At 71.5% G+C, this 24,602-nt stretch carries 22 protein-coding genes; 16 read left to right on the top strand and 6 right to left on the bottom strand.

The features are described 5' to 3' along the window. Positions 1-23: 23 nt before the first annotated feature. The 9 genes from ACF1A1_RS18630 to ACF1A1_RS18590 all read left to right on the top strand — a co-directional run bounded on the left by ACF1A1_RS18630 (position 24) and on the right by ACF1A1_RS18590 (position 10,954). Positions 24-182 carry a hypothetical protein gene (locus ACF1A1_RS18630; protein ID WP_392001022.1) on the top strand — a complete coding sequence of 53 codons (159 nt, stop codon included), beginning with the start codon at positions 24-26 and terminating at the stop codon, positions 180-182. Next, positions 179-1,345 carry an acyltransferase family protein gene (locus ACF1A1_RS18625; protein WP_392001021.1) on the top strand — a complete coding sequence of 389 codons (1,167 nt, stop codon included), beginning with the start codon at positions 179-181 and terminating at the stop codon, positions 1,343-1,345. The genes ACF1A1_RS18630 and ACF1A1_RS18625 overlap by 4 nt, the downstream gene beginning before the upstream one ends. A gap of 319 nt (positions 1,346-1,664) precedes the next feature. Next, positions 1,665-2,732, top strand: a complete 1,068-nt coding sequence (locus ACF1A1_RS18620) for a glucose-1-phosphate thymidylyltransferase (protein WP_392001020.1) — start codon at positions 1,665-1,667, stop codon at positions 2,730-2,732. Continuing rightward, a complete protein-coding gene (gene rfbB, locus ACF1A1_RS18615) occupies positions 2,729-3,712 on the top strand; it encodes a dTDP-glucose 4,6-dehydratase (protein ID WP_392001019.1) in 984 nt (327 codons plus the stop codon). Before ACF1A1_RS18620 ends, rfbB begins: the two co-directional genes overlap by 4 nt. Continuing rightward, positions 3,702-4,739, top strand: coding sequence for an NAD-dependent epimerase/dehydratase family protein (locus ACF1A1_RS18610; protein WP_392001018.1), 1,038 nt, complete (start codon positions 3,702-3,704; stop codon positions 4,737-4,739). The genes rfbB and ACF1A1_RS18610 overlap by 11 nt, the downstream gene beginning before the upstream one ends. After that, a complete protein-coding gene (gene rfbH, locus ACF1A1_RS18605) occupies positions 4,736-6,040 on the top strand; it encodes a lipopolysaccharide biosynthesis protein RfbH (protein WP_392001016.1) in 1,305 nt (434 codons plus the stop codon). The genes ACF1A1_RS18610 and rfbH overlap by 4 nt, the downstream gene beginning before the upstream one ends. 87 nt (positions 6,041-6,127) lie before the next feature. Continuing rightward, positions 6,128-7,537, top strand: a complete 1,410-nt coding sequence (locus ACF1A1_RS18600; protein WP_392001015.1) for an NDP-hexose 2,3-dehydratase family protein — start codon at positions 6,128-6,130, stop codon at positions 7,535-7,537. Beyond that, positions 7,534-8,493 carry a Gfo/Idh/MocA family protein gene (locus tag ACF1A1_RS18595; RefSeq protein WP_392001013.1) on the top strand — a complete coding sequence of 320 codons (960 nt, stop codon included), beginning with the start codon at positions 7,534-7,536 and terminating at the stop codon, positions 8,491-8,493. Before ACF1A1_RS18600 ends, ACF1A1_RS18595 begins: the two co-directional genes overlap by 4 nt. An 868-nt stretch (positions 8,494-9,361) precedes the next feature. Continuing rightward, on the top strand, positions 9,362-10,954 hold the full coding sequence (locus tag ACF1A1_RS18590; protein WP_392001012.1) for an acyl-CoA carboxylase subunit beta: 1,593 nt from the start codon (positions 9,362-9,364) through the stop codon (positions 10,952-10,954). Between the two features lie 180 nt (positions 10,955-11,134). Here the strand turns inward: ACF1A1_RS18590 and ACF1A1_RS18585 are convergent, their stop codons facing one another. After that, a complete protein-coding gene (locus ACF1A1_RS18585) occupies positions 11,135-11,902 on the bottom strand; it encodes a response regulator transcription factor (RefSeq protein WP_392001011.1) in 768 nt (255 codons plus the stop codon). Positions 11,903-13,054: 1,152 nt separating this feature from the next. Between ACF1A1_RS18585 and ACF1A1_RS18580 the strand changes: the two genes are divergently transcribed. After that, entirely contained in the window at positions 13,055-13,969 is a 915-nt protein-coding gene (locus ACF1A1_RS18580) for a HipA family kinase (RefSeq protein WP_392001010.1), read from the top strand. Further along, positions 13,966-14,241 carry a SelT/SelW/SelH family protein gene (locus ACF1A1_RS18575; RefSeq protein WP_392001009.1) on the top strand — a complete coding sequence of 92 codons (276 nt, stop codon included), beginning with the start codon at positions 13,966-13,968 and terminating at the stop codon, positions 14,239-14,241. Before ACF1A1_RS18580 ends, ACF1A1_RS18575 begins: the two co-directional genes overlap by 4 nt. A 30-nt stretch (positions 14,242-14,271) precedes the next feature. Here the strand turns inward: ACF1A1_RS18575 and aceB are convergent, their stop codons facing one another. Both aceB and ACF1A1_RS18565 read right to left on the bottom strand, forming a co-directional pair. Continuing rightward, positions 14,272-15,897, bottom strand: a complete 1,626-nt coding sequence (aceB, locus tag ACF1A1_RS18570; RefSeq protein ID WP_392001008.1) for a malate synthase A — start codon at positions 15,895-15,897, stop codon at positions 14,272-14,274. Between the two features lie 198 nt (positions 15,898-16,095). Continuing rightward, positions 16,096-16,695: an NTP transferase domain-containing protein gene (locus ACF1A1_RS18565; RefSeq protein ID WP_392001006.1), complete on the bottom strand. Its 600-nt coding sequence runs from the start codon at positions 16,693-16,695 to the stop codon at positions 16,096-16,098. Positions 16,696-16,884: 189 nt separating this feature from the next. Here ACF1A1_RS18565 and ACF1A1_RS18560 point away from each other — a divergent pair, with 189 nt between their 5' ends. Further along, the gene (locus ACF1A1_RS18560; RefSeq protein WP_392001005.1) at positions 16,885-17,199 is read left to right on the top strand and encodes a DUF5955 family protein; all 315 of its coding nucleotides are present in this window, start codon (positions 16,885-16,887) and stop codon (positions 17,197-17,199) included. A gap of 242 nt (positions 17,200-17,441) precedes the next feature. Here the strand turns inward: ACF1A1_RS18560 and ACF1A1_RS18555 are convergent, their stop codons facing one another. Next, the gene (locus tag ACF1A1_RS18555) at positions 17,442-18,242 is read right to left on the bottom strand and encodes an IclR family transcriptional regulator (RefSeq protein ID WP_392001003.1); all 801 of its coding nucleotides are present in this window, start codon (positions 18,240-18,242) and stop codon (positions 17,442-17,444) included. A gap of 284 nt (positions 18,243-18,526) precedes the next feature. Here ACF1A1_RS18555 and allB point away from each other — a divergent pair, with 284 nt between their 5' ends. Genes allB through ACF1A1_RS18540 form a run of 3 tightly spaced genes read left to right on the top strand, consistent with a single transcriptional unit; the run spans position 18,527 to position 21,323 of the window. After that, entirely contained in the window at positions 18,527-19,864 is a 1,338-nt protein-coding gene (gene allB, locus ACF1A1_RS18550; protein ID WP_392001002.1) for an allantoinase AllB, read from the top strand. A 47-nt stretch (positions 19,865-19,911) separates the two neighbouring features. Then, a complete protein-coding gene (gene alc, locus ACF1A1_RS18545) occupies positions 19,912-21,027 on the top strand; it encodes an allantoicase (RefSeq protein ID WP_392001000.1) in 1,116 nt (371 codons plus the stop codon). Between the two features lie 32 nt (positions 21,028-21,059). Next, the gene (locus ACF1A1_RS18540; RefSeq protein ID WP_392000999.1) at positions 21,060-21,323 is read left to right on the top strand and encodes a hypothetical protein; all 264 of its coding nucleotides are present in this window, start codon (positions 21,060-21,062) and stop codon (positions 21,321-21,323) included. Positions 21,324-21,402: 79 nt separating this feature from the next. On the opposite strand, the gene ACF1A1_RS18535 is transcribed toward ACF1A1_RS18540, so the two are convergent. After that, positions 21,403-22,149, bottom strand: a complete 747-nt coding sequence (locus ACF1A1_RS18535; RefSeq protein ID WP_392000998.1) for an SDR family oxidoreductase — start codon at positions 22,147-22,149, stop codon at positions 21,403-21,405. A 526-nt stretch (positions 22,150-22,675) separates the two neighbouring features. Here ACF1A1_RS18535 and ACF1A1_RS18530 point away from each other — a divergent pair. Beyond that, positions 22,676-23,305 (top strand): dihydrofolate reductase family protein, encoded by a 630-nt coding sequence (locus ACF1A1_RS18530; RefSeq protein WP_392000996.1) that lies wholly within the window; start codon positions 22,676-22,678, stop codon positions 23,303-23,305. Between the two features lie 93 nt (positions 23,306-23,398). On the opposite strand, the gene ACF1A1_RS18525 is transcribed toward ACF1A1_RS18530, so the two are convergent. Then, positions 23,399-24,214 carry an RICIN domain-containing protein gene (locus tag ACF1A1_RS18525; protein ID WP_392001152.1) on the bottom strand — a complete coding sequence of 272 codons (816 nt, stop codon included), beginning with the start codon at positions 24,212-24,214 and terminating at the stop codon, positions 23,399-23,401. Positions 24,215-24,602 lie beyond the last annotated feature (388 nt).

Here is a 24,602-nt window from a genome sequence, read left to right as displayed (position 1 = left end):
CGTACTCCCCTGGAGGAGAGTTCATGACACAGGAATCGACGACCGTGGTGCTCGGAGGCGACGGCCCGGCCGGGACCGGCAGCGTTCCCCTGGACCACGACGCGCGGGGCGTGGCCGCCGTGCTCGGCCACGAGGACGGCCTCGCCGCCGTGGCGGCCGTGATGTCGTGGAGAGAGCAGTGACGTCCCCCGGCAGAGCGCAGACACGCACGCGGGCGGCAGCGCCCCATAAGGGGTCGCCGCCCGCCGGCGCCGGCCGTGCCAGGCTCGACTCGCTGACCGGACTGCGTTTCTTCGCGGCGCTCGCGGTCTTTGTGTTCCACTCCTCGAGCCCGGGCTTTCCGGCCTTCGCCGACCAGCGGACCAGCGCCGACTTCAGTGCCGCGGCCAGCCAACTGGGCGGCCTCGGCGTGGGCTTCTTCTTCGTCCTCAGCGGCTTCGTCCTCACCTGGTCCGCACGTTCCACCGACCGCACCGGCGCCTTCTACCGCCGCCGGTTCGTCAAGGTCCTGCCGCTGTACTACGTGGTCGGCGTCGCGGCGACGGTGCTGCTGTGGGACGTGAGCATCCGGTGGCAGGACCTGCTCGCCTACGCGGGCCTCGTCCAGGTGTGGGTACCGAACCCGGTGGTCAACTTCAGTGTCCTCGCGACGGGCTGGTCCCTCGCCGTGGAGGCCGTGTTCTACCTGGTCTTCCCCTTCGTCATCCGGAGGTTCCGCGGCCTCGGCCGACGCGCGGCGTGGACGGGCCTGGCCCTCTGCGTGGCGGGCGCCTTCCTCATGCCGATCCTGGCCTACCACATGCCCGCCGGGATCACGGAGTTCGTGGGGGCGCCGAATGCGATCGGCTTCCAGATGTGGTTCGCCTACGTCTTCCCGCTCGGCCGCCTCTTCGATCTCTTCGCCGGAATGTTCGCCGCGCTCCTGGTGACCTCCGGCCGCTTCCCCCGGGTGAGCCTGCCGTGGGTGCTGATGTCGTTCGTGCCCTGCTACGTCGTGGCGAGCTACAGCCCGTTGCTGTTCGGCTGGCGGGCACCCCTGTTGATCTCCTGCCTGCTGCTCGTCGTCGCCGCCGCGCAGCGGGACATCGCACGGCGCCCGACGTTCCTGTCGTCGAGAACGATGGTGCTGCTCGGCAATGCGTCGTTCGCCTTCTACCTCTGCCACTACCTGGTGCTCCACACCCTCAACATCAACCTGCTGCACGGCCCGTTCGAATCAGTGGCCATGGTGATCGCCTACATGGCACTGGCCCTTGCCGTCTCCCTCGCCCTGGCATGGCTGATGCACCGGTACGTGGAGATGCCGATCGTCCGACGCTTCAGCACGGACGAGAAGCGGCGATGACCCACGAGCGGGCCCGGCTGTCGCGTATCCGCCGCGACACCGCCGGCATCGAGCACCTGTAGGCCGTCTCGGGCACGCTCTGCCCTCGGCGCCGTGGATCAGGGGGATTGACCCTCTGCGCCGGCGTGCCCGAGCCGTCCCGGCCCGCCCGGGACGCCCACCCGCCCCGCCATCCACAGGCCGGCCCCTCGGCACGAACCCGGGAAGACCGCGAGACAAGCTCACCGAACACCTCCGCTCGAAGCGGCAGCGAGGTTCAACGCCACGCTCAGGCCGCTCGAACAGCCGGCATGACCACACGAACCGAGAGGACCTCTCGATGAAGGCTCTGGTGCTCGCAGGCGGATCCGGTACCCGCCTGCGGCCTTTCAGTTACTCGATGCCCAAGCAGCTCATCCCCATCGCGAACACGCCCGTCCTGGTGCACGTACTGCAGGGCGTCCGGGAGCTGGGGGTGACCGAGGTCGGCGTCATCGTCGGCAACCGCGGGCCCGAGATCGAGGCCGTACTCGGCGACGGCTCCCGGTTCGGCCTGCGGATCACCTACATCGCCCAGGACGCACCGCGCGGACTGGCCCACACCGTGTCCATCGCCCGCGACTTCCTCGGCGACGACGACTTCGTGATGTACCTGGGCGACAACATGCTGCCCGACGGGGTCGTCGGCATCGCCGAGGAGTTCGCCACGCACCGCCCGGCCGCCCAGGTCGTCGTGTACAAGGTGCCCGACCCGCGCTCCTTCGGGGTCGCCGAACTCGGCCCCGACGGCGAGGTGCTGCGCCTGGTGGAGAAGCCGCAGGAGCCGCGCAGCGACCTGGCGCTGATCGGCGTGTACTTCTTCACGCCCGCCATCCACGAGGCGGTGGAGGCCATCGAGCCCAGCGCCCGCGGCGAGCTGGAGATCACCGACGCCATCCAGTGGCTGGTCTCCTCCGGCGCGGACGTCCGGGCCAGCCGGTACGACGGCTACTGGAAGGACACCGGAAAGGTCGAGGACGTCCTGGAGTGCAACAGCCATCTCCTCGACGGTCTGAGCCGGCGCGTCGACGGGCACGTCGACGCCGGCAGCGTCCTCGTCGGCCAGGTCGTGGTCGAGGTGGGCGCACGCGTCCTGCGGTCCCGCGTCGAGGGCCCGGCGATCATCGGCACCGGCACCGTCGTGGAGGAGAGCCATGTGGGCCCGTACACCTCGATCGGACGCGACTGCCTGGTGACCGGCAGCCGGCTGGAGAGCTCCATAGCCCTGGACGAGGCGTCGGTCACCGGCGTCCGCGGCCTGCGCGACTCGCTGATCGGGCGCGCCGCCTCCGTCGGCACCACCGGCCGGGGCACGGACCATCACTGCCTGGTCGTCGGAGACCACACCCGAGTGGAGGTCGCGGCATGAGGATCCTGGTCACCGGAGCGGCCGGTTTCATCGGCTCCAACTTCGTCCGCAAACTGCTGGCCGACGAGTACACCGGCTGGGCGGGCGCCCAGGTCACCGCCCTGGACAAGCTCACCTACGCGGGCAACCGGGACAACCTGCCCGCTGCGCACGAGCGGCTGCTGTTCGTCCGCGGCGACGTCTGCGACCGCGACCTGATGCGCGAACTGCTACCGGGCCACGACGCCGTGGTCCACTTCGCCGCCGAGTCCCACGTCGACCGCTCCCTGGAAGGAGCCGGCGAATTCTTCCGCACCAACGTCCTGGGCACCCAGACCCTGCTGGACGCGGTGCTGGAGAGCGGCGTGGAACGGGTCGTGCACGTCTCCACGGACGAGGTGTACGGCTCGATCGAGGAGGGCTCCTGGACCGAGGAGTGGCCGCTGGCGCCCAACACCCCGTACGCCGCCTCCAAGGCCTGCTCGGACCTGGTCGCCCGGACGTACTGGCGCACCCACGGCGTGGACCTGTCCGTCACGCGCTGCTCCAACAACTACGGGCCGTACCAGCACCCGGAGAAGGTCATCCCGCTGTTCGTCACCAACCTGCTCGAGGGCCGCCAGGTCCCGCTGTACGGCGACGGGCGCAACGTCCGCGAGTGGCTGCACGTGGACGACCACTGCCGCGGCATCCACCTGGTGCTCAACCACGGGCAGCCCGGCGAGATCTACAACATCGGCGGCGGCAACGAGTACACGAACCTCGCCCTGACCGAGAAGCTGCTCGAACTGACCGGCGCGGGCGAGGAGATGATCCGCCGGGTCCCGGACCGCAAGGCGCACGACCTGCGGTACTCGATCGACGAGTCCAAGATCCGTGAGCAGCTCGGTTACGCTCCGCTGACCGGCTTCGAGGAGGGCCTGGCCGAGACGGTGGCCTGGTACCGGGACAACCCCGACTGGTGGAAGGCCGTCAAGCACGGGGTGAGCCGTGCGACCTGATGCCCGTCCGGTGGCCGGGCTCTCGGTCGTCGTCCTGGGCGGCACCGGGTTCCTGGGCCGCCACATCGGCGAGGGCTTCGCCGCGCTCGGCGCCCGGGTGCACCCGGTGTCCCGCACCGATGGGTACGACCCCGCGCGGGACCGCACGCCCCTGCGCCTGGATCTGCTCGCGGCGACGCCGCAGGAGATCGCCGGGCTCCTCGACTCGACCGGCGCCGACGTGGTGGTCAACGCGGCCGGCCGGGCCTGGCGGGCGGACGAGGAACAGATGGCCGCAGGCAACGCCGAGCTGGTCGAGCGCCTCGTCGCGGCGCTCGCCGAGCTGTCCGGTCCGCCGGTACGGCTGGTCCAGCTCGGCAGCGTCCACGAGTACGGGGCCGGCGCCCCGGACGCCGCCACCGGCGAGGAGCACGAGCCCGCCCCGGTGACCGCGTACGGACGCACCAAGCTCCTGGGCACCCGGGCCGTCCTGCGCGCCGCGTCCGAGCGGGGCGTCGACGGCGTGGTGCTCCGGCTCGCCAACGTGATCGGTGCCGGAGTGCCGCAGGGCAGTCTCTTCGGCCGGGTCGCGGCCCATCTCGGCGCGGCCGCGCGCGCCGACGCGCGCGGCGAGAAGGCCGCCGAGCTGCGGCTGCCGCCGCTGCGCGCGGCCCGCGACGTGGTGGACGCGGGCGACGCCGTCGCCGCGGTGCTGGCCGCGGCCACGGCACCGGGAGCGGCCGTCACGGGCCGGGTGATCAATGTGGGCCGCGGCGAGGCGGTCCCGATGCGCGCTCTGATCCACCGGATGGTCGCGCTCAGCGGCCTGGAGGTCCCGGTCGTCGAGGCCCCCGAGGGCCCGCCCTCGCGCACCGACGTCGCCTGGCAACAACTGGACATCGCGCGCGCCGAGCGGCTGCTGGGCTGGCGGCCGCGCCGGTCCCTCGACGACTCCCTGCGCGATCTGCTCGCACCCGTACCGCCGCCGGAGCGCCCACCGCTCGGCATCACGGCCAACGCACCGGACATGGAAGAGGAATCACCGTGAGCGACCGCAAGGAACTGGTACTCGAAGAGGTCCGCAAGTACCACCACGAGGTCTCCCCGGAACGGGAGTTCGTCCCCGGTACGACGGAGATCTGGCCGTCCGGCGCGGTGCTGGACGAGGCGGACCGGACGGCCCTGGTGGAGGCCGCGCTGGAGATGCGCATCGCCGCCGGACGCAGCTCCCGCAAGTTCGAGTCGGCCTTCGCCCGACGGCTGGGGCGCCGCAAGGCCCACCTCACCAACTCCGGTTCGTCGGCGAACCTGCTGGCCGTGTCGGCGCTCACCTCGCACGTCCTGGAGGACAGCCGGCTGAAGCCGGGCGACGAGGTGATCACCGTCGCGGCGGGCTTCCCGACCACCGTCAACCCGATCCTGCAGAACGGCCTCGTCCCGGTCTTCGTGGACGTGGACCTCACCACCTACAACGCGACGGCCGACCGGGTGGCGGCCGCGATCGGCCCGAAGACCCGGGCGATCATCATCGCGCACGCGCTGGGCAACCCGTTCCCCGTCACCGAGATCGCCCAACTCGCCGAGGAACACGACCTGTTCCTGATCGAGGACAACTGCGACGCGGTCGGCTCGCTGTACGACGGGAAGCTCACCGGCTCCTTCGGCGACATGACCACCGTCAGCTTCTATCCGGCGCACCACCTCACCATGGGGGAGGGCGGCTGCGTACTGACCTCGAACCTGGGCCTCGCCCGGATCGTGGAGTCGCTGCGGGACTGGGGCCGGGACTGCTGGTGCGAGCCCGGCGAGAACGACAAGTGCCTCAAGCGCTTCAAGTACCAGATGGGCACCCTGCCCGCCGGGTACGACCACAAGTACATCTTCTCCCACGTCGGTTACAACCTGAAGGCGACCGACATCCAGGCGGCCCTGGGACTGACCCAGCTGGCCAAGCTGGACGACTTCATCGACGCCAGGAAGCGCAACTGGCGGCGGCTGCGGGACGGCCTGGACGGCGTACCGGGCCTGCTGCTCCCGGAGGCCACCCCCCGCTCCGACCCGAGCTGGTTCGGCTTCGTCCTCACGGTGGACCCCGGGGCACCGTTCAGCCGCGCCGAGCTGGTGGCCTTTCTGGAGGACCGCAAGATCGGCACCCGCCGGCTCTTCGCCGGCAACCTGACCCGGCACCCGGCCTACATCGACCAGCCGCACCGGGTCGTGGGCGAGCTGACGAACAGCGACATCATCACCGAGCACACCTTCTGGATCGGGGTCTATCCGGCGCTCACCGACGAGATGCTGGACTACGTCACCGCCTCGATCAAGGAGTTCGTGGCCGCGCGCGGCTGAGCCTGCCGGCCGACTCCTGGGCCGGCCACCTGATTTCGCGGCTCGGGCCGCTTGCCTCATCGACGTCGAGACCCAGGGAGTCCCCTGATGACTTCTCCGTCCCTTCTCTCTGCGCTCCAGGCACGCGCGGACGTGCGTCTGCCGTCCCGCATCGCGCTGTCCGCGGCGGCCGCGGAAGGCGTCCGGCCGGGCACCGGGGACTTCGCCGCCTGGCTGGCCGAGCGCGGCCGGGCCAACGAGTTCCGCGTGGACCGCATACCGTTCGCGGAGCTGGACGGCTGGTCCTTCGACGAGCGCACCGGCAATCTCGCCCACCGCAGCGGCCGCTTCTTCACCGTCGAGGGGCTGCACGTCACGGAGGAGGACGGCCCCTACGGGGACGGCCCGTACGCCGACTGGTACCAGCCCATCATCAAACAGCCCGAGGTGGGCATCCTGGGCATCCTCGTCAAGGAGTTCGACGGGGTGCTGCACTTCCTGATGCAGGCGAAGATGGAGCCGGGCAACCCGAACCTGCTCCAGCTCTCGCCCACGGTCCAGGCCACCCGCAGCAACTACACGAAGGCCCACAAGGGCGCGGACGTGAAGTACATCGAGTACTTCGTCGGCCCGCGCCGCGGGCGGGTCGTCGCCGATGTGCTGCAGTCGGAACACGGCTCGTGGTTCTACCGGAAGTCCAACCGCAACATGATCGTGGAAGCGACGGGGGACGTGCCGCTGCTCGACGACTTCTGCTGGCTCACTCTCGGCCAGATCAGCGAACTGCTGCACCGGGACAACGTCGTCAACATGGACTCGCGCACCGTGCTGTCCTGCCTGCCGTACCCGGACACCGGAGCGCGAGCGCTGCTCAGCGACATCGAGCTGTTGTCCTGGATCACCGGGGAACGCGCCCGGCACGATGTGCGGGCCGAGCGTGTCCCGCTCGCGAGCGTTCCCCGGTGGAAGCGCGGCGAGAGCGCCATCGAGCACGAGGACGGCCGCTACTTCCGGGTGGTGGCGGTGTCCGTGCGGGCGGGCAACCGCGAGGTCACGGGGTGGACCCAGCCCCTGTTCGAACCGGTGGGCCAGGGTGTCACCGCCTTCCTCACCCGCGAGTTCGAGGGCGTGCCCCACGTCCTGGTGCACGCCCGTGTCGAGGGCGGCTTCCTCGACACCATCGAGCTGGGCCCCACCGTGCAGTACACCCCGGCCAACTACGCCCACCTCGACGCACGGGACCGGCCGCGCTTCCTCGACACGGTGCTGCGCGCGCGCCAGGACCGCATTCGCTACGAGGCCGTCCACTCGGAGGAGGGCGGGCGCTTCCTGAACGCCGAGAGCCGCTATCTGATCGTGGACGCGGACGAGACCGACGCACCGCAGGACCCGCCGCCCGGCTACGCCTGGGTCACCCCGGCACAGCTCACTTCCCTGGTCCGCCACGGCCACTACGTCAACGTCCAGGGGCGCACCCTGCTGGCGTGCCTCAATGCCACGGCGGTGACCGCCCGATGAGCGAACCGGTGCGCGTCGGGGTGATCGGCTGCGCGGACATCGCGGTGCGCCGGATGCTCCCCGGCTTCCGGGCCGATGCGGACACCGAGATCGTCGCGGTCGCCAGCCGCTCCCTGGAGAAGGCGGAACGGGTCGCGGGCCGCTTCGGCGGCCGCGCGGTGCGGGGCTACGCCGAGCTGCTGGACCTCAAGGAGGTGGACGCCGTCTATGTGCCGCTGCCCGCCGCGCTGCACGACCGATGGGTGCAGGCCGCTCTCGACGCCGGCAAGCACGTGCTCGCGGAGAAGCCCCTGACGACGAACGCCACCCGCACCGGGCAACTCCTCGACCTGGCCCGGGACCGCGGGCTGGCGTTGATGGAGAACGTCATGTTCGTCCACCACCCGCGGCACGAAGCGGTGCGGCGCCTGCTGGCCGACGGCGCGATCGGCGAACTCCGGGCGCTGCACGCGGCGTTCACCATCCCGGCCCTGGCGGACACGGACATCCGCCACCGGCCCGAGCTCGGCGGCGGGGCGCTGGCGGACGTCGGCCTCTACCCGCTGCGCGCGGCCCTGCACTTCCTCGGCCCCCACCTGGAGGTCGTCGGGGCCCAGCTCACCCGGGGTCGCGGTCGCGAGGTCGAGACCTCGGGCGCCGTCCTCCTGCGCACACGCGAGGGGAGTACGGCACAGATCACCTTCGGTATCGAGCACGCGTACGTCTCCCGGTACGAGCTGTGGGGGAGTGCGGGCCGGATCACGGTGGACCGTGCGTTCACCCCGCCGGCGGACCTCGTGCCGGTGATCGAACTGCACCGGGGCGGCGGCCGGGAGGAGATCCGGCTGGCACCCCACGACCAGGTGGCCGCCACGATCGCCGCCTTCGTCGCCTCGGTGCGCGCCGGTGCCGCTCCGGCCGAGGAGACGCTGCGCCAGGCCCGCCTGCTGGACGACGTACGCGAGTGGGTCGCATGACCGCCCCCTGGTCGCGGCTCGGGGCCGAGCCGCGGCTGCGGCGGGGGCGGCCGGACCTGTGGCTGCCGCCCGCGCCCGAGACGGCCCACCCGCACGGTCCCCCCGCGCCGCACGGGCCGGACGGATCCGGGCGCGCTCGCGCGGACGCGTTCCGGCGGCCCGCCGACCGCGAGCGGTACGTCGTCGCCCGCATCACGCTGCGGCGCCTGCCGGCCGCGTATCGGGGGACGGCGCCGCAGGGCACCGCCGTCTCGCGGGTGCGACGTCCTCGGCGCGGCGTTCCGCACGGGCGCCCGGTGCCGGTCGACGCGGGTGCGCGCCTCTCGCCGTCGCATAGCCGGGGCGCCGTCCTCGTCGGAGTGGTCCGCTCACCGGTCGGCGTCGACCGCGCCGGCACTCGTCGGGGTCGGCCGCGTCGAAGCGGGCCGTCGGGTGGGCGTTCGGAGCGGCTACCGAGACCGGAGCGTGTCGGTGCGCGCGCGTCGGCACACCGCCCGGGCGAGCGGCGCGCATCGGAGGAGCATGCGCGCCGGGACCGCCCGGCTGTGTCCGCCCGGCCGGGGGCCCGCGAGGAGGCCTACCCCGAGAGGTCCGGCATCGGGATCGGCGGCTGGATGCCGGACGTGTACCGCGGCGACGAAGGGTCGCACACCCCGTGGCGGCCCGCCGGCCGGACCGTCGGGGACGGGCCCTGCGGCAGGGACCGCGCCGCCGCGGCGGCGGTCCGGGGACACACGCCCCGGCAGATCGTGCGTCGGCCGCCGCCCCGGGCGGTGCTCGCCGGTGGACGCCCCCGGGCGCTGCCGCAGCCGGCGCGAGCCAAGAGCCCGGGCCCCCAAGCCCGGCACAGTTGTGAGGAGGAGAACCGATGACCGTCTTGGACGACCGTCCGGGGGAGAAACAGCGACTCGACGACGCGCGCGGACGAGTGGCGGAGTTGCACGAGATCCGTGCGCGGGCGCTGGCCGGGCCGAGCGAGAAGGCGACCCAGGCGCAGCACGCCAAGGGCAAGCTGACCGCCCGCGAGCGCATCGAGCTGCTCCTGGACCCGGGGTCCTTCCAGGAGGTCGAGCAGCTGCGCCGGCACCGGGCGACCGGCTTCGGCCTGGAGGCGAAGAAGCCGCACACCGACGGTGTCATCACCGGCTGGGGCACGGTGGAGGGCCGTACGGTCTTCGTCTACGCCCATGACTTCCGCATCTTCGGCGGCGCGCTGGGCGAGGCCCACGCCACGAAGATCCACAAGATCATGGACATGGCCATCTCGGCCGGTGCCCCGCTGGTCTCGCTGAACGACGGCGCGGGCGCCCGTATCCAGGAGGGCGTCTCCGCCCTGGCCGGCTACGGCGGCATCTTCCAGCGCAACACGAAGGCCTCCGGTGTCATCCCGCAGATCTCGGTGATGCTCGGCCCGTGCGCGGGCGGCGCGGCCTACAGCCCCGCCCTGACCGACTTCGTCTTCATGGTCCGCGAGACCTCGCAGATGTTCATCACCGGCCCCGACGTGGTCAAGGCCGTCACCGGTGAGGAGATCACCCAGAACGGCCTCGGCGGCGCGGACGTGCACGCCGGGACGAGCGGCGTGGCCCACTTCGCCTACGACGACGAGGAGACCTGCATCGCGGAGGTCCGCTACCTCCTCTCCCTCCTCCCGCAGAACAACCGCGAGCTGCCTCCGAAGGCCGTCTCGGACGACTCGGCCCACCGCCGGAGCACCGCGCTCCTGGAGCTGGTTCCGGCGGACGGCAACCGTCCGTACGACATGGCCGAGGTGATCGAGGAGATCGTCGACGACGGCGAGTACCTGGAGGTCCACGAGCGCTGGGCGCGCAACATCATCTGCGCCCTTGCACGCCTGGACGGTGAGGTGGTCGGCATCGTCGCCAACCAGCCGCAGACCCTCGCGGGGGTGCTCGACATCGAGGCATCCGAGAAGGCGGCGCGTTTCGTGCAGCTGTGCGACGCCTTCAACATCCCAATCGTCACCATCCTGGACGTCCCCGGCTTCCTGCCCGGCGTCGACCAGGAGCACGGTGGGATCATCCGCCACGGCGCGAAGCTCCTCTACGCCTACTGCAACGCGACCGTGCCCCGGATCTCCCTGATCCTGCGCAAGGCGTACGGAGGTGCCTACATCGTCATGGACAGCCAGTCCATCGGCGCGGACCTCACCTACGCCTGGCCCACCAACGAGATCGCCGTCATGGGCGCCGACGGTGCCGCCAACGTCATCTTCCGCCGCCAGATCGCCGAGGCCGACGACCCCGAGGCGATGCGCGCCCGCATGGTCAAGGAGTACAAGGCCGAGCTGATGCATCCGTACTACGCGGCCGAGCGCGGCCTGGTCGACGACGTCATCGACCCCGCCGAGACCCGCGAGGTGCTCATCAGGTCCCTGGCGATGCTCCGCACCAAGCACGCAGAGCTGCCCTCCCGCAAGCACGGCAACCCGCCGTTGTGACCGCCGCCGAGTCACCGCCTCTGTGCAGGAGCCGGTCACCGGCCGACATGCGCGGACCGGGCGCCGGGCATTTCGATTCCCTTTTCACCACAGCGCCTGGAATGTGCCGGAATTCTCGGAGGAGTACCCGGGCGGGGATTCGGTGGTCGGGGCGACAGCCGCGCTGCTGCCGCCGGAAAATCAGCAGGACAATACGAGGCGAAAACCGACACCGCGCACCGTGGCGATCCACTGACTGCAACCGAGTTTACTGCGCAGGCTGCTGACGTGCGTATCTATCGTCCGGCCGGGTTGCCCTTTGGGGTCTCTCCACACCTGGGTCATGATCTGCCTGCGCGAAAACACGCTGCCCGGCCGCGAGGCGAGCAGATAAAGTAAATCGAATTCCTTTCGGGTCACCTCTATGCGGCGGCCGTCGAGGCGAATTTCCCGGGCGCGGTGATCGATGCGCAGCGGACCGACCGCGATGACGTCCTCGGGAACGAATGGCTGCAACCGAAACCTGCGCATCACGGCTTCGACTCGAGCGGTCAATTCGGTCAGACTGCACGGCTTGACGACATAGTCGTCAGCTCCCGCGCGCAGACTGAGGACCCTGTCGAGTTCCGTGTCGCGGGCGGTGACCACGATGATGGCGACGTCACAGACGGCGCGAATACTGCGGCACAGTTCCACACCGTCCAGGTCCGGCAGATCCAGGTCGACGAGGAGCAGGTCGGCCTTCCGGTACTGCTCGAGCGCCTCGGCACCGGTCCGGACCTGCTCCGTCCTGTACCCATGTCGGCGCAGTCCGAGAACGAGCGGGTCGGGGTCCTGGGACTCGCTCTCCACGACGAGTACGCGTACAGTCTCGCGATCCGTCCGCTCCTGCGGTCGAGTGGACGCCGCTTCTCCGGATAATTGCTGCGGAATGCGCGGCGCGACCGTTTTCGTGGACTGGTGTTTCATACCGAGATAGTCTCCACTTTCGTCCAATAGAACGGAGTTTGAGTAGGAATCTCCATGCATGCGTGCGCGCACGCCGACATTCTCGGCTGAAGTCCGATGCTTGGTGAACGGCGATGGAAGGGATCCGGTATGGCATCGGAACGAGGCGGGAAAAGTCGATGTGCCCCGGGGCCATTGGTCAGCTGGCCCGCACATGTCAACTTGTCAGAGAAAATACCTCGGCCATACTGTCCCCCGTTCTGTTTGGTCCGCCAGTGATGTCATGACGTCGACCATGAAAGCTTCCCCGTCTCATGCAAGTCAAACATGAACTATCATGATGTCATTCTTTCACTACGCAAACAGTGTACACACAGGCCAGGTGTCTTGCACACGCGGGTTTCGGGTGTGCCGCCCGATGGGCGGGAGGAGAGATGGTGTAGCCCGTGTAGTGGCCATGTGTGTATCCCCCCGCCCACCGACCTTTTCCGGCCAACCCGGTGGGAGTCGCTTATCGGGCGTGGTGAAAGAGGGAGATCGCGAAGTCGCCACCGGTGGTGCCCGCACTTCCGCGACGGCGCGTCACCGGTCGCCGGTTCGCGCGTTCCGGTCGGTCGGTTTATGTGCTCTCCCCACCGCCACCGGACCTGACCGGTTCCCGCGCGGGCGTCCGCATGGTGAGTCGTCCGCGTCCGCCGCAAGGAGTTCGGCCCCGACGAACCCCCACGTCCACTCGTCCTGACGCCGAGCACCTTCTTCCCCTTCGTCCCCCGCTTGCACGCTGCTTTGGCCCGTGCCGGCGCCACGACGTCGTGGCCGAGAGTCATCGGCTCCTCATCGCGGTGTTTTGAGCCTTCAGTGTGAGCAACGTCGCGAGCGCCGACCGGAGGAGGCTCGCTGCGGGGCGCGGCCGCCCCGGGCTGCTCGCGGACCCCGGTGCGCGGCGCCGCTTCCGCAGCACCACCTCGTACGGTGACATCGGCGCGACGGCTCGGGCGCTCCCCCCGGCTGTCACGCCTGGTTACTATGCTCACTTCGGGCCGGAGGCCGGAAGTAAAGGGGGCGCGGCTCCCCGGAATTCTCGCCAAGGCTGGTCGGGGAGGCTTCCCACGATGGCGCCGCGTGAGAGCCGGCCATGGAAGGTAAGGCAAACGACTGGTGGGCCTTGGGAAGATGATGAGAGAGGTCGCTGCAACCCGCTACATCGAGCCCCTGCGGTCCGGCGGCTCCGTCCCCGGAGTGGTCGAGGCCGACGACCTGGGGACGTACGTCGTGAAGTTCACCGGCTCCGCGCAGGGCCGCAAGGCGCTGGTCGCCGAGGTGATCGTGGGGGAGCTGGCGCGGGCCCTGGGCCTGCGCTTCCCCGAACTGGTCCTGGTGCACTTCGACCCGGCGATCGCCGACGACGAGCCCCACCAGGAGGTGCGCGAACTGCACGGCGCCAGCGCGGGCCTCAACCTCGGCATGGACTACCTGCCGGGCGCCCAGGACTTCACCCCCGAGGTGGCGAAGACGTTCCGGGTGGATCCCCTGGAGGCGGGCAGGATCGTCTGGCTCGACGCCCTGACGGTGAACGTCGACCGCACGGTCCACAGCTCCAACCTCATGATCTGGCCCACCTTCGGCACGGTCCCGCCGCGCCTGTGGCTCATCGACCACGGCGCCGCCCTCGTCTTCCACCACCGCTGGGACGCCTCCGACCCCGCCAAGGCCTACGACCTCCGCCACCACGCCCTCGGCCACTCCCTGCCGGACGTGCGGGCGGCCGACGCCGAGCTGGCGCCGAAGGTGACGCGGGATCTGCTGCGGGACATCGTCGCCGAGGTCCCGGACGCCTGGCTGGCCGGCGAAGAGGGCTTCGCCACGCCCGACGACATCCGGACGGCGTACGTGGACTACCTCCACGCGCGCGTGGAGGCCTCCGGAGCCTGGCTCCCCACCGGCTTCCCCTCGCGGGAGGAACTCGCCGCCGAGGAGGCCCTCCGGGCGGCACGTACCCAGCAGGGCCGTCCGGACTGGCTGAAGCGGGTCCCCGACCTGCACGGCAAGCCGGCGGCGGAACAGGATTGGTCGGTGCACCTGGGATGACGGACACGCAGCGGGTGGAGATCGAGTACTGCACGCAGTGCCGCTGGCTGTTGCGCGCCGCCTGGCTGGCCCAGGAACTGCTCACGACGTTCGAGGCGGAGCTGACGGAGCTGTCCCTGAAGCCGGGCCGGGGCGGGGTCTTCGTCGTCCGGGTGAACGACGAGGTCGTCTGGGACCGGCGCGAGCAGGGCTTCCCCGAGCCGACGGCCGTGAAGCGCCTCGTACGCGACCGAGTGGCCCCGGGCAAGTCCCTGGGCCACTCGGAGAAGTGAGCGTCTTCCGGTGGTTCTTCCCGGTGGTGGTCAGCCCCTGAGCTGCTCGTACGCCGGCAGCGTGAGGAAGTCCGCGTAGTCCTCGTCGAGGGAGACCTGGAGCAGCAGGTCGTGGGCCTGCTGCCAGTGCCCGGTCGCGAAGGCCTCCTCGCCGATCTCGGCGCGGATGTTCGCCAGTTCCTCGGCGGCGACCCTGCGGGCCAGTTCCGGTGTGGCCTTCTCGCCGTTCTCGAACTCGACGCCCGCGTTGATCCACTGCCAGATCTGCGAGCGGGAGATCTCGGCGGTGGCCGCGTCCTCCATCAGGTTGAAGATGGCGACCGCGCCGAGCCCGCGCAGCCAGGCTTCGATGTACCGGATGCCGACCTGCACGGCGTTGACGAGACCGTTGTACGTGGGCCTGGCGTCGAGCGAGTCGACGGCGATCAGGTCGGCCGCCTCGACGTGGACGTCCTCGCGCAGCCGGTCCTTCTGGTTCGGCTTGTCGCCGAGCACCTTGTCGAAGGACTCCATGGCGAGGGGCACCAGGTCGGGGTGGGCGACCCAGGAGCCGTCGAACCCGTCGCCCGCCTCACGGTCCTTGTCCGCGCGGACCTTCTCGAAGGCCACCTTGTTGACCTCGGGGTCCCTGCGGGACGGGATGAAGGCCGCCATGCCGCCGATGGCGTGCGCGCCGCGCTTGTGGCAGGTGCGGACGAGGAGTTCGGTGTACGCCCGCATGAACGGGGCGGTCATCGTCACCGCGTTGCGGTCCGGCAGGACGAACCTGGCGCCGCCGTCACGGAAGTTCTTGACGATGGAGAACAGGTAGTCCCAGCGCCCGGCGTTCAACCCCGAGGCGTGGTCGCGGAGTTCGTAGAGGATCTCCTCCATCTCGTACGCGGCGGTGATCGTCTCGATCAGCACGGTGGCGCGGATGGTGCCCTGCGGGATGCCGAGGTGGTCCTGCGCGAAGACGAACACGTCGTTCCACAGGCGGGCCTCGAGGTGCGACTCGGTCTTCGGGAGGTAGAAGTACGGGCCCTTGCCGAGATCGAGGAGGCGCTGGGCGTTGTGGAAGAAGTACAGCCCGAAGTCGACGAAGGCGCCCGGCACCTGACGGCCGTCGCCGTCGACGAGGTGGCGCTCGTTCAGGTGCCAGCCGCGCGGCCGCATGACGACGGTGGCGAGTTCCTCGTTCGGGCGCAGGGCGTACGACTTGCCGGACCGCGCGTCGGTGAAGTCGATGTTGCGGGTGTAGGCGTCGATCAGGTTGAGCTGGCCGAGAACCACGTTCTCCCAGGTCGGCGCGGAGGCGTCCTCGAAGTCCGCGAGCCAGACCCTGGCACCCGAGTTGAGGGCGTTGATGGTCATCTTGCGGTCGGTGGGGCCGGTGATCTCGACCCGGCGGTCGTCGAGGGCCGCGGGGCAGGGGGCCACCTTCCAGGAGTCGTCGGCGCGGACGGCGGCGGTCTCCGGGAGGAAGTCGAGCGTGGAGGTGCGGGCGATCTCGGCGCGGCGCTCCGCCCGGCGGGCGAGGAGTTCGTCACGGCGCGGCGTGAACCGGCGGTGCAGCTCGGCCACGAAGGCGAGGGCCGCATCGGTGAGGACCTCCTCCTGCCGGGGCAGGGGCTCGGCGTCGACGATGGCCAGCGGGGACGGCGCTGGTGCGGACATGAGCTGTCACTTCCTTCAGCGAGCGTGGCACCGGGTGCCAGGAGACCCGGAGGTGGGGCGGGAGCACCCGGGGAGCGGCTGAGGGCTCCCGAGCGCTTCTGAGCAGTGGATACTAGTTTCCTCATCGTGGAAGTTCAATGGTTTGTTGATGTCGAGATTCTCCGGGTCGAGAAAGGGTGACTCACCGTGCCACCCCGTTCACTCGAGGTGCACCAGGTCCTCGGCCGTGTCGATGTCGTAGGGATCGGCCACGTCCCCGCACTCGACGAGCGTGATCGCCTCCTCGTGCGCCTTCAGGTAGGCACGTGCCCCCCGGTCGCCGGTCGCAGTCGCCGCGATGCCGGCCCAGTGCGCGGCGCCGAAGAGGACCGGGTGTCCGCGCACGCCGTCATAGGCGGCGGACACCAGCGACGACTCGTCCCGGTACGCGCCGAGCACCCGCGCCGCCGCCCGCGCCCCGATGCCCGGCTGGTCGACCAGCGACACCAGAGCGGCCCGCGCCCCCGTCCCGGCGAGCGAGTCGAGCCCGGCCCGCAGCGAGGAGCCCATCCCCCGCTCCCACTCCGGGTTGGTGACGAGCACGCACCCCTCCAGCCGCGCCCGCTCCCGTACGGCGTCGGCGGCGGCCCCGAGGACCACGTGCACGCGCGCGCACCCGGCCGTGCGCAGCACCTCCACCGCGTACTCCACGAGCGGTCGTCCCCGGTGCGTCAACAGCGCCTTGGGGCGCCCGCCGAGCCGCCGCCCCCCGCCCGCCGCGAGGAGCAGCCCGGCGACCTGGTCTTCTGTGTGCGTCATACGGTCTGCATACCGGACGCGGCGACGTTCGGGCGGTTCCCGGGGGGCTGAATTTCGGTCCGTGGTGTGGCGCGCCGGGCGACGGTGGCGTTTACTGACCCGCGCGTCCCCCGGTGTCCGACCAGCGCCGCGGGGGCCGGGTGGGGACACGAGGTGCTTGCGCACGAGGACGTGCCAGGGGGGAGAGCTGTGTTGCGGAGCTTGGGGCAGAGGCCAGTGACCGGCAGCGACGAGGACGCGAGGGTGGCGGAACTGCGGACCGCGGTGTCCCGGCTGCGCCGCGAACTCGCCGCGCATCCGGCGGAGTTCCCCGATCGCGTCATTGCCGAGGACGAACTCGCCGCCCTCGCCGCGATGGCGGCCCACGGCGTCCCGGAGGTCCCGCGGCTGCGCCGCTCCCTGCTGCTGATCGCCGGCGCGATCGGCTCGGTGAGCGCGCTGGCCCGGGGGCTGTCGGACGTCCGGAGCGCGGTGGAGCTGTTCGGTGAGCCGCCGCGGGCGTGAGGCTCGGCGGCCGGGTCCCGTGACCGGCTGAGGCCGGCTCGGGCGGTCCGGGCTGTCCGGGGACGACGGAGGCCGATGATGACCACGGTGTCGTCCGGTGTGGGGTCCGGGCGGCCCGCCGACACCGGCCGAGGGCGACGACGGCGGGAGTCGGCGCCGCCGCCGTCACCGTCCCGGGCGGTCCCGGCGCGACGGGCTGTCGTCGAGCGGGCGCTCCCGGGGTGGGCGGCCGGGCCGGCCGGTCAGGCCGCCGTGCCGCCCGAGTTCGTCAGTGCCTCCGACAGCTCCACCGCGACCTGCTGGAGCACCGGCACGATCTTCTCCGTGGCCGTCTCCGTGACGCGGCCCGCCGGGCCGGAGATCGAGATGGCCGCCGCGGTGGGGGAGTCGGGGACCGGGACCGCGAGACAGCGGACGCCGATCTCCTGTTCGTTGTCGTCGACCGCGTAGCCCTGGCTGCGCACTTCCTCGAGGGCCGCCAGGAAGCCGTCCGGGGTGGTGATCGTCTTCTCGGTGGCGGCGGGCATGCCCGTGCGGTGCAGCAGGGCGCGCACCTCGTCGTCCGGGAAGCCGGCGAGCAGGGCCTTGCCGACGCCCGTGGAGTGCGGCAGGACGCGGCGGCCGACCTCGGTGAACATGCGCATCGAGTGCTTCGACGGGACCTGCGCGACGTACACGATCTCGTCGCCGTCGAGCAGCGCCATGTTCGCCGTCTCGCCGGTCTCCTCGACCAGGCGGGCCAGGTAGGGGCGGGCCCAGGTGCCCAGCAGGCGGGCGGCGGACTCGCCGAGGCGGATCAGGCGCGGGCCGAGCGCGTACCGGCGGTTGGGCTGCTGGCGGACGTAACCGCAGGCCACCAGGGTGCGCATCAGGCGGTGGATGGTGGGAAGCGGGAGCCCGCTGCTCGCGGACAGCTCGCTCAGGCCGACCTCGCCGCCCGCGTCCGCCATCCGCTCCAGCAGATCGAAGGCGCGCTCGAGGGACTGGACCCCTCCGCCGGCGGACCTGGCGGAGTCGGTGGTGCTGGCGTTGGACGTCGGCACGGCGCGTTCCTTTCGAAACTGGCGGGAAGAGCTGAAGCCTACCCGGCGGTCGGTTGACTCCTCGCTTGTGCGTAGCTACGTTCTGCTTGCCGGAATGGTAATTCCGCTTTGTGGAAACGTCCAGACCGGCGGTGTCGGGGTGCACTGTGGAGGGGTGTGCCCTTGACGGCGGCGCGACCGGGAGTGAAGACTCCTTCAACAGAACGTTGAATTCCGTTACGTGGACGTCACACGGGTGTAAAGCCCGTTTCCCGGAAGCAGAACGGCGACAGAGAGGGGTCCGGGTGTCCGACGCTGAACTGGTGCTGCGCTCGACGCGCGTCATCACTCCGGAAGGGACGCGCGCCGCCGCCGTCACGGTCGCCGGGGGAAGGATCACGGCCGTCCTGCCCCACGACGCGCCCGTACCCGAGAGGGCCCGCCTGGAGGACCTCGGCGACGACGTCCTGCTGCCCGGCCTCGTCGACACCCACGTGCACGTCAACGATCCCGGCCGCACCGAGTGGGAGGGCTTCTGGACCGCCACGCGCGCGGCGGCGGCCGGCGGCATCACCACCCTCGTCGACATGCCGCTGAACTCCCTTCCGCCCACCACCACGGTCGACCACCTGAGCACCAAGCAGCGGGTGGCCGCCGACAAGGCGCACATCGACGTCGGCTTCTGGGGCGGCGCCCTGCCCGACAACGTCAAGGACCTGCGCCCGCTGCACGACGCCGGTGTCTTCGGCTTCAAGGCCTTCCTCTCGCCGTCGGGCGTGGACGAGTTCCCGCACCTGGACCAGGACCAACTGGCCCAGTCCCTCGCCGAGATCGCCGGTTTCGGCGGCCTGCTGATCGTGCACGCCGAGGACCCGCACCATCTCGACGCCGCCCCGCGGCAGGGCGGCCCCAGATACGCCGACTTCCTCGCCAGCCGCCCCCGCGACGCCGAGGACACCGCCATCGCGAACCTGATCGCGCAGGCGAAACGCCTGCACGCGCGCGTGCACGTCCTGCACCTGTCCTCCAGCGACGCGCTGCCGCTGATCGCCGCCGCCAAGGCGGAGGGCGTCCGCATCACGGTCGAGACCTGTCCGCACTACCTCACCCTCACCGCCGAGGAAGTCCCGGACGGCGCCAGCGAGTTCAAGTGCTGCCCGCCCATCCGCGAGGCCGCCAACCAGGACCTGCTCTGGCAGGCGCTGGCGGACGGCACGATCGACTGCGTGGTCACCGACCACTCCCCGTCCACGGCCGACCTCAAGACCGACGACTTCGCCACTGCCTGGGGCGGCATCTCGGGCCTGCAACTGAGCCTGCCGGCCGTCTGGACGCAGGCGCGCCGACGCGGCCACGGCCTGGAGGACGTGGTCCGCTGGATGGCGACGCGCACGGCGGCACTCGTGGGCCTCGACCGCAAGGGCGCCATCGAGGCCGGCCGCGACGCCGACTTCGCCGTCCTCGCCCCCGACGAGACCTTCACCGTGGACCCGGCGGCCCTCCACCACCGCAACCGGGTCACGGCGTACGCGGGCCGGACCCTGTACGGCGTCGTGAAGTCCACCTGGCTGCGCGGCGAGCGCATCGTCGCGGACGGCGAGTTCACCGCCCCGAAGGGCCGGCTGCTCACACGCCCCCACTGACACCCGCTCCCGCACCCGCGGCGGCCGACTCCCGAAAGGCACCTCCCGTGACGGCGATACCCAGCTTCACCGGCGACGCGCATCCCTACGGCGGCGGCGACCCCTACGCGGACTACCGCACCGCCGGCTTCCCCTTCACCCAGTACGCCAATCTCGCCGACCGGCAGCTCGGCGCCGCCGTCATCGCAGCCAACGACGAGTTCTTCGCCCAGCGGGAGAACCTGCTGCTGCCCGGGCCCGCAGAGTTCGACCCCGAGCACTTCGGGCACAAGGGCAAGGTCATGGACGGCTGGGAGACCCGCCGCCGCCGCGGTGCCTCCGCCGACCATCCCTGGCCCACGGCCGACGACCACGACTGGGCGCTGGTCCGCCTGGGCGCGCCGGGCGTGATCCGGGGCATCGTCGTCGACACGGCCCACTTCCGCGGGAACTACCCGCAGGCGGTGTCGGTCGAAGGCACGTCGGTCGCGGGCTCACCCTCCCCCGAGGAACTCCTCGGGGACGACGTGAAGTGGACGACGCTCGTGCCCCGCACCCCGGTCGGCGGCCACGCGGCGAACGGTTTCTCCGTGGCGGTGGAGCAGCGCTTCACACACCTGCGCGTCAACCAGCACCCCGACGGCGGCATCGCCCGCCTGCGCGTGTACGGCGAGGTCGTCCCCGACCCCGCCTGGCTGGCCGTCCTCGGCACCTTCGACGTCGTCGCGCTGGAGAACGGCGGCCGGGCCGAGGACGCCTCCAACCTCTTCTACTCGCCGGCCGCCAACACCATCCAGCCGGGCCGCTCCCGCAAGATGGACGACGGCTGGGAGACGCGCCGCCGCCGCGACCGGGGCCACGACTGGATCCGCTACCGCCTGGCCGCGCAGGCCCGGATCCGCGCCCTGGAGATCGACACCGCCTACCTCAAGGGCAACAGCGCCGGCTGGGCGTCGGTCTCCGTGAAGGACGGCGAGAACGGCGACTGGCAGGAGATCCTCCCGCGCACCCGCCTCCAGCCCGACACCAACCACCGCTTCGTCCTGCCGGCCCCGGCGGTGGGGACGCACGCGCGCGTGGACATCTTCCCCGACGGCGGCATCTCCCGTCTGCGGCTGTTCGGTTCCCTGACGGAGGAGGGCGCCTCGTCCCTCCGGGCCCGGCACCGGGAACTGGGCGGCTGACCCACCCCCGCCACCGTGAACGCTCCGTAGGAATGCGCGCCCCGCACCGCCTCCTCGGCGACCTCCGCCGCGACCACGAGCACCCCGCCGACGTCCTCGCCCGGCTGCGCCGGGAGATCGACGATTCCGTCGCGGACCACCGCGCCGCGGCGAAGGGCAGCCTCGTGGCCTGGGGGGAACGGTCGGTCGTGGTGACCGTCGCCCCCCGCGGCCGCCGCCGGGCGCGTGCTGCGACCGGGCCCGGCGTGGGTCCTGGGAGCGGTGGGCGGCGACACGCTGAACGTGGCCACCCGTGAGATCCGCCCCCTGGCCGCAGACCGCGAGGAGCACGGAGTCAGCTCCCCGCACCGGGTCCGGGGGACGCTCGCCCGACGGTCATGCCGCGTGCCCGCCGTCCACCGCGAACTCGGCACCCGTGACGTAGGCGGCGCCCGCCAGATGCGCGATCGTCGCCGCCACCTCCTCCGCCCCGCCGAACCGGCCCAGCGCGGTCATCGCCGCCTGGCCGGCCGCGTACGGGCCGTCCGCCGGGTTCATGTCCGTGTCGATCGGACCGGGATGGACGACGTTCGCCGTGATGCCCCGCGGGCCCAGCTCCCTGGCGAGCGCCTTCGTCAGGCCGACCAGGGCCGACTTGCTCATCGCGTACAGCGTCCCGCCCGGCCCCGGCACCCGCTGGGTCATGCAGGTGCCGACCGTGATGATCCGGCCCCCGTCCCGCATGCGCCCGGCCGCCGCCTGGGAGGCCAGGAACACCCCGCGCACGTTCACCGCGAGCACGCGGTCGACGTCGGACAGGGCCAGGTCCTCCAGCGGCCCGAGCACCCCGACACCCACGTTGTTGACCAGCACGTCGAGCCCGCCCAGCGCCTCCGCCGCGAGCCGGACCGCGCCCGCCGCCTCCCCGGCGACCGCGGAGTCCGCCCGCAGGGCCACCGCCCGCCGCCCGAGGGCCTCCACGGCCCGTACGACCTCCTGCGCGGCCTCCTCGCCGTTCACGTAGGTCAGGGCCACGTCCGCGCCCTCCCGCGCCAGCCGCACCGCCGTCGCCGCGCCGATGCCGCGGCTGCCGCCGGTGACGAGGGCGACCTTGCCGTCGAGAGATCCGTAAGTCGTTGTCATGGGTCCATCCCAGCGGCCGCGGCACGCGCGCGCCGGCGGCGAACGGACACCGATGTCACCGGCCCGACCTCCTCCCTCGGCCCCCCCGCGCGCACCCGTGTGCCCCTTCACCCGGCGGCCTGTCCGGCGGCGGCCGGGACCAGTCCCGTCGCGGCCGCTCCGGCACCGGCACCGGCACGGCGGGCATGCCGCGCCAGGCCATAAGCATCGCCATCCGGGTGGGCCGGCGCGCCCTAGCGGCCCGGTCGCCGGCGCTCCCGCACCTCACCGCCCGGGGCAGCGGGCGCACCACCGGCTTCGCGGGCGTGCGCCCCGACGACAAGCGCGCCCCGGAGCCGGACGGCACGCGCGCGTGGTCCGCCGAGAAGGACGCCTCGTCGCCGCCGAGTCCACCGCCGGCTTCGGCACGCGCGACGACGTCACCCGGGACGATCCCACGCGCGCGGCACCGATGAGTTGCGGGACCGGGCGGGGTCTGCCCTGATGACAGTGGAACCCCCGAACACCAGCAAGGAGGGCACCCGCCATGGGCAAGCTCGTCCTCACCAGTTTCGTCACCCTCGACGGCGTCCACCAGGCCCCCGGCGGCCCCGGCGAGGACACCCGCGACGGCTTCGAGCAGGGCGGCTGGAGCGTTCCGTACGGCGACGACGACTTCGGCCGGTTCATCACCGAGGTCTTCGACGGCGCCGACGCCTTCCTCCTCGGCCGCCGCACCTACGAGATCTTCGCCTCGTACTGGCCGAAGGTGACCGACCCGGCCGACCCCGTCGCCTCCCGGCTGAACTCCCTGCCGAAGTACGTGGCCACCTCGACCGCCCTCACCGAACCCGTCTGGTCCGGCGCCACGGCGATCCACGGCGACCTCGCCAAGGAGGTCACCGCCCTCAAGGAACGCACCGACGGCGAACTCCAGGTCCACGGCAGCGGCGCCCTGGCCCACAGTCTCTTCGCGCTGGACCTGGTCGACACCGTTCACCTGCTGACGTTCCCGGTCGTCCTCGGCGCCGGCCACCGCCTGTTCGCCGAGGGCACCCTGCCCACCGCCTTCCGGCACGCGGGCGGCCGCATCACCGCGGCGGGCGTCTCCATCCAGACGTACGACCTCGACGGCCGCCCCCGCTACGGCTCGTACGCGCTGCCGGACGACGTCTAGCCGCGGAGAGTGCGGAAATGGGGCCCACCGGGCCCGCTGACGTCCGTCTGCCGGCCCGGTGGGTGTGGTGGGGCTGGTGTGCCCGTGTGGTGGTCAGTTGATGCGGACGATCTTCCAGAGCTGGTCGTCGACGGTGACGTCGTTCCACTGGATGACGGCCGCGCCGTTGGCGGTCGAGGACTGGGCGACGCCGACGGCCAGGCCGCTGCCCGCGTTGACCAGCTTGAAGTAGCCACCGCCCGCGTCGGTCGGAGTCCACCGCTGCGAGGCCGCGGTCGAGGACGTGTTCTGGATGACGGCGGCTCCTGCCGTGGTGGAGGAGCCACGGACGTCCAGGTTGAGGCCGCTGCGCGCGTTCCTGACGGTCCAGGCTCCGCCGCCGGCGGACTGGAAGGTGAACAGCTGGCAGGCGCAGGTGGTCATTTCCCACTGGTTGGCCGCGGTGCCGCTGGTGGTGGAGGCGGCGGGGATCTCGAGGTACTTGCCGCTGTTCTTGTTGACGAGGATGTACTGGCCGGTGCCCAGCGGAGGCAGGGCGGTCTGGGTCAGGTTCCAGCGCTGGCAGGCGCAGCCGGTGCTGTCCCACTGCCCGGCGGTGGTGCCCACGGTGGTGGAGGCGCTGGGGATCTCCAGACGCTTGCCGGTGAGGCGGTTGGTGAGGGTGTAGCCGCCGGCCGGGTGGGGGGCGACGGCCCATTCGTGGTCGAGGGTGCCGTTGTCGTCCCACTGAAGGACCTTGGCGCCGTTCGCGGCGGACTGGTTCTCGACGCCGAGGACCTTGCCGCTGGCGACGTTGACGATCTCGAAGTAGCCGGAGGGCTGCCGCTCGAAACGCCACCGCTGGTCGGCTGCGTTCGTGGTGGTCTGCTGGGTCGCGTACGTGCCGTTGCCGGTGGAGCCGCCCGCGATGGTGAGCTTGAGATCACTGACAGGGTGTAGGTGGCCCCGTCTGAGATGCCGCCGCCCAGGTCCATCGTGCCGTAGGTGACGGGGTTGGAGAGGTTGCTGCCTCCGTTGCCGCCGCTCAGCACCAGCAGGCTGTGTCCGTCGGCGAGGGGCAGCAGGCCGCGGCTGTAGCCGGGGGCGACGTTGGGGCTGATGCGCGTCCAGGTGTTCGCGGCGCCGTTCTGGGTGTTGAGGAAAAGGTCACCGGTGCTGTAGCGATCCTGGCGAGGGCGCGTCCGCAGGCGGGGTGTACATCGTCTGAGAGGGGCGGGATATGGCGTCCGCCCTGCCCGCGGCGGGCAGCACCACCGTCGCCGCGGCGACGATCAGGGCGAGCAACAGGAACAGGAGA

The organism is Streptomyces sp. NPDC014995, from assembly GCF_043080745.1.
GTDB lineage: Bacteria > Actinomycetota > Actinomycetes > Streptomycetales > Streptomycetaceae > Streptomyces.
This window is presented reverse-complemented; position numbering and strand designations above follow the sequence as displayed.

Excerpts from the sequence above, each read along its gene's own strand:
- ACF1A1_RS18630 (WP_392001022.1), top strand. The coding sequence starts at position 24 with ATGACACAGGAATCGACGACCGTGGTGCTCGGAGGCGACGGCCCGGCC.
- ACF1A1_RS18620 (WP_392001020.1), top strand. The coding sequence starts at position 1,665 with ATGAAGGCTCTGGTGCTCGCAGGCGGATCCGGTACCCGCCTGCGGCCT.
- rfbB (WP_392001019.1), top strand. The coding sequence starts at position 2,729 with ATGAGGATCCTGGTCACCGGAGCGGCCGGTTTCATCGGCTCCAACTTC.
- ACF1A1_RS18600 (WP_392001015.1), top strand. The coding sequence starts at position 6,128 with ATGACTTCTCCGTCCCTTCTCTCTGCGCTCCAGGCACGCGCGGACGTG.
- ACF1A1_RS18595 (WP_392001013.1), top strand. The coding sequence starts at position 7,534 with ATGAGCGAACCGGTGCGCGTCGGGGTGATCGGCTGCGCGGACATCGCG.
- ACF1A1_RS18590 (WP_392001012.1), top strand. The coding sequence starts at position 9,362 with ATGACCGTCTTGGACGACCGTCCGGGGGAGAAACAGCGACTCGACGAC.
- ACF1A1_RS18585 (WP_392001011.1), bottom strand. The coding sequence starts at position 11,902 with ATGAAACACCAGTCCACGAAAACGGTCGCGCCGCGCATTCCGCAGCAA.
- ACF1A1_RS18580 (WP_392001010.1), top strand. The coding sequence starts at position 13,055 with ATGATGAGAGAGGTCGCTGCAACCCGCTACATCGAGCCCCTGCGGTCC.
- ACF1A1_RS18575 (WP_392001009.1), top strand. The coding sequence starts at position 13,966 with ATGACGGACACGCAGCGGGTGGAGATCGAGTACTGCACGCAGTGCCGC.
- aceB (WP_392001008.1), bottom strand. The coding sequence starts at position 15,897 with ATGTCCGCACCAGCGCCGTCCCCGCTGGCCATCGTCGACGCCGAGCCC.
- ACF1A1_RS18565 (WP_392001006.1), bottom strand. The coding sequence starts at position 16,695 with ATGACGCACACAGAAGACCAGGTCGCCGGGCTGCTCCTCGCGGCGGGC.
- ACF1A1_RS18540 (WP_392000999.1), top strand. The coding sequence starts at position 21,060 with ATGCGCGCCCCGCACCGCCTCCTCGGCGACCTCCGCCGCGACCACGAG.
- ACF1A1_RS18535 (WP_392000998.1), bottom strand. The coding sequence starts at position 22,149 with ATGACAACGACTTACGGATCTCTCGACGGCAAGGTCGCCCTCGTCACC.
- ACF1A1_RS18530 (WP_392000996.1), top strand. The coding sequence starts at position 22,676 with ATGGGCAAGCTCGTCCTCACCAGTTTCGTCACCCTCGACGGCGTCCAC.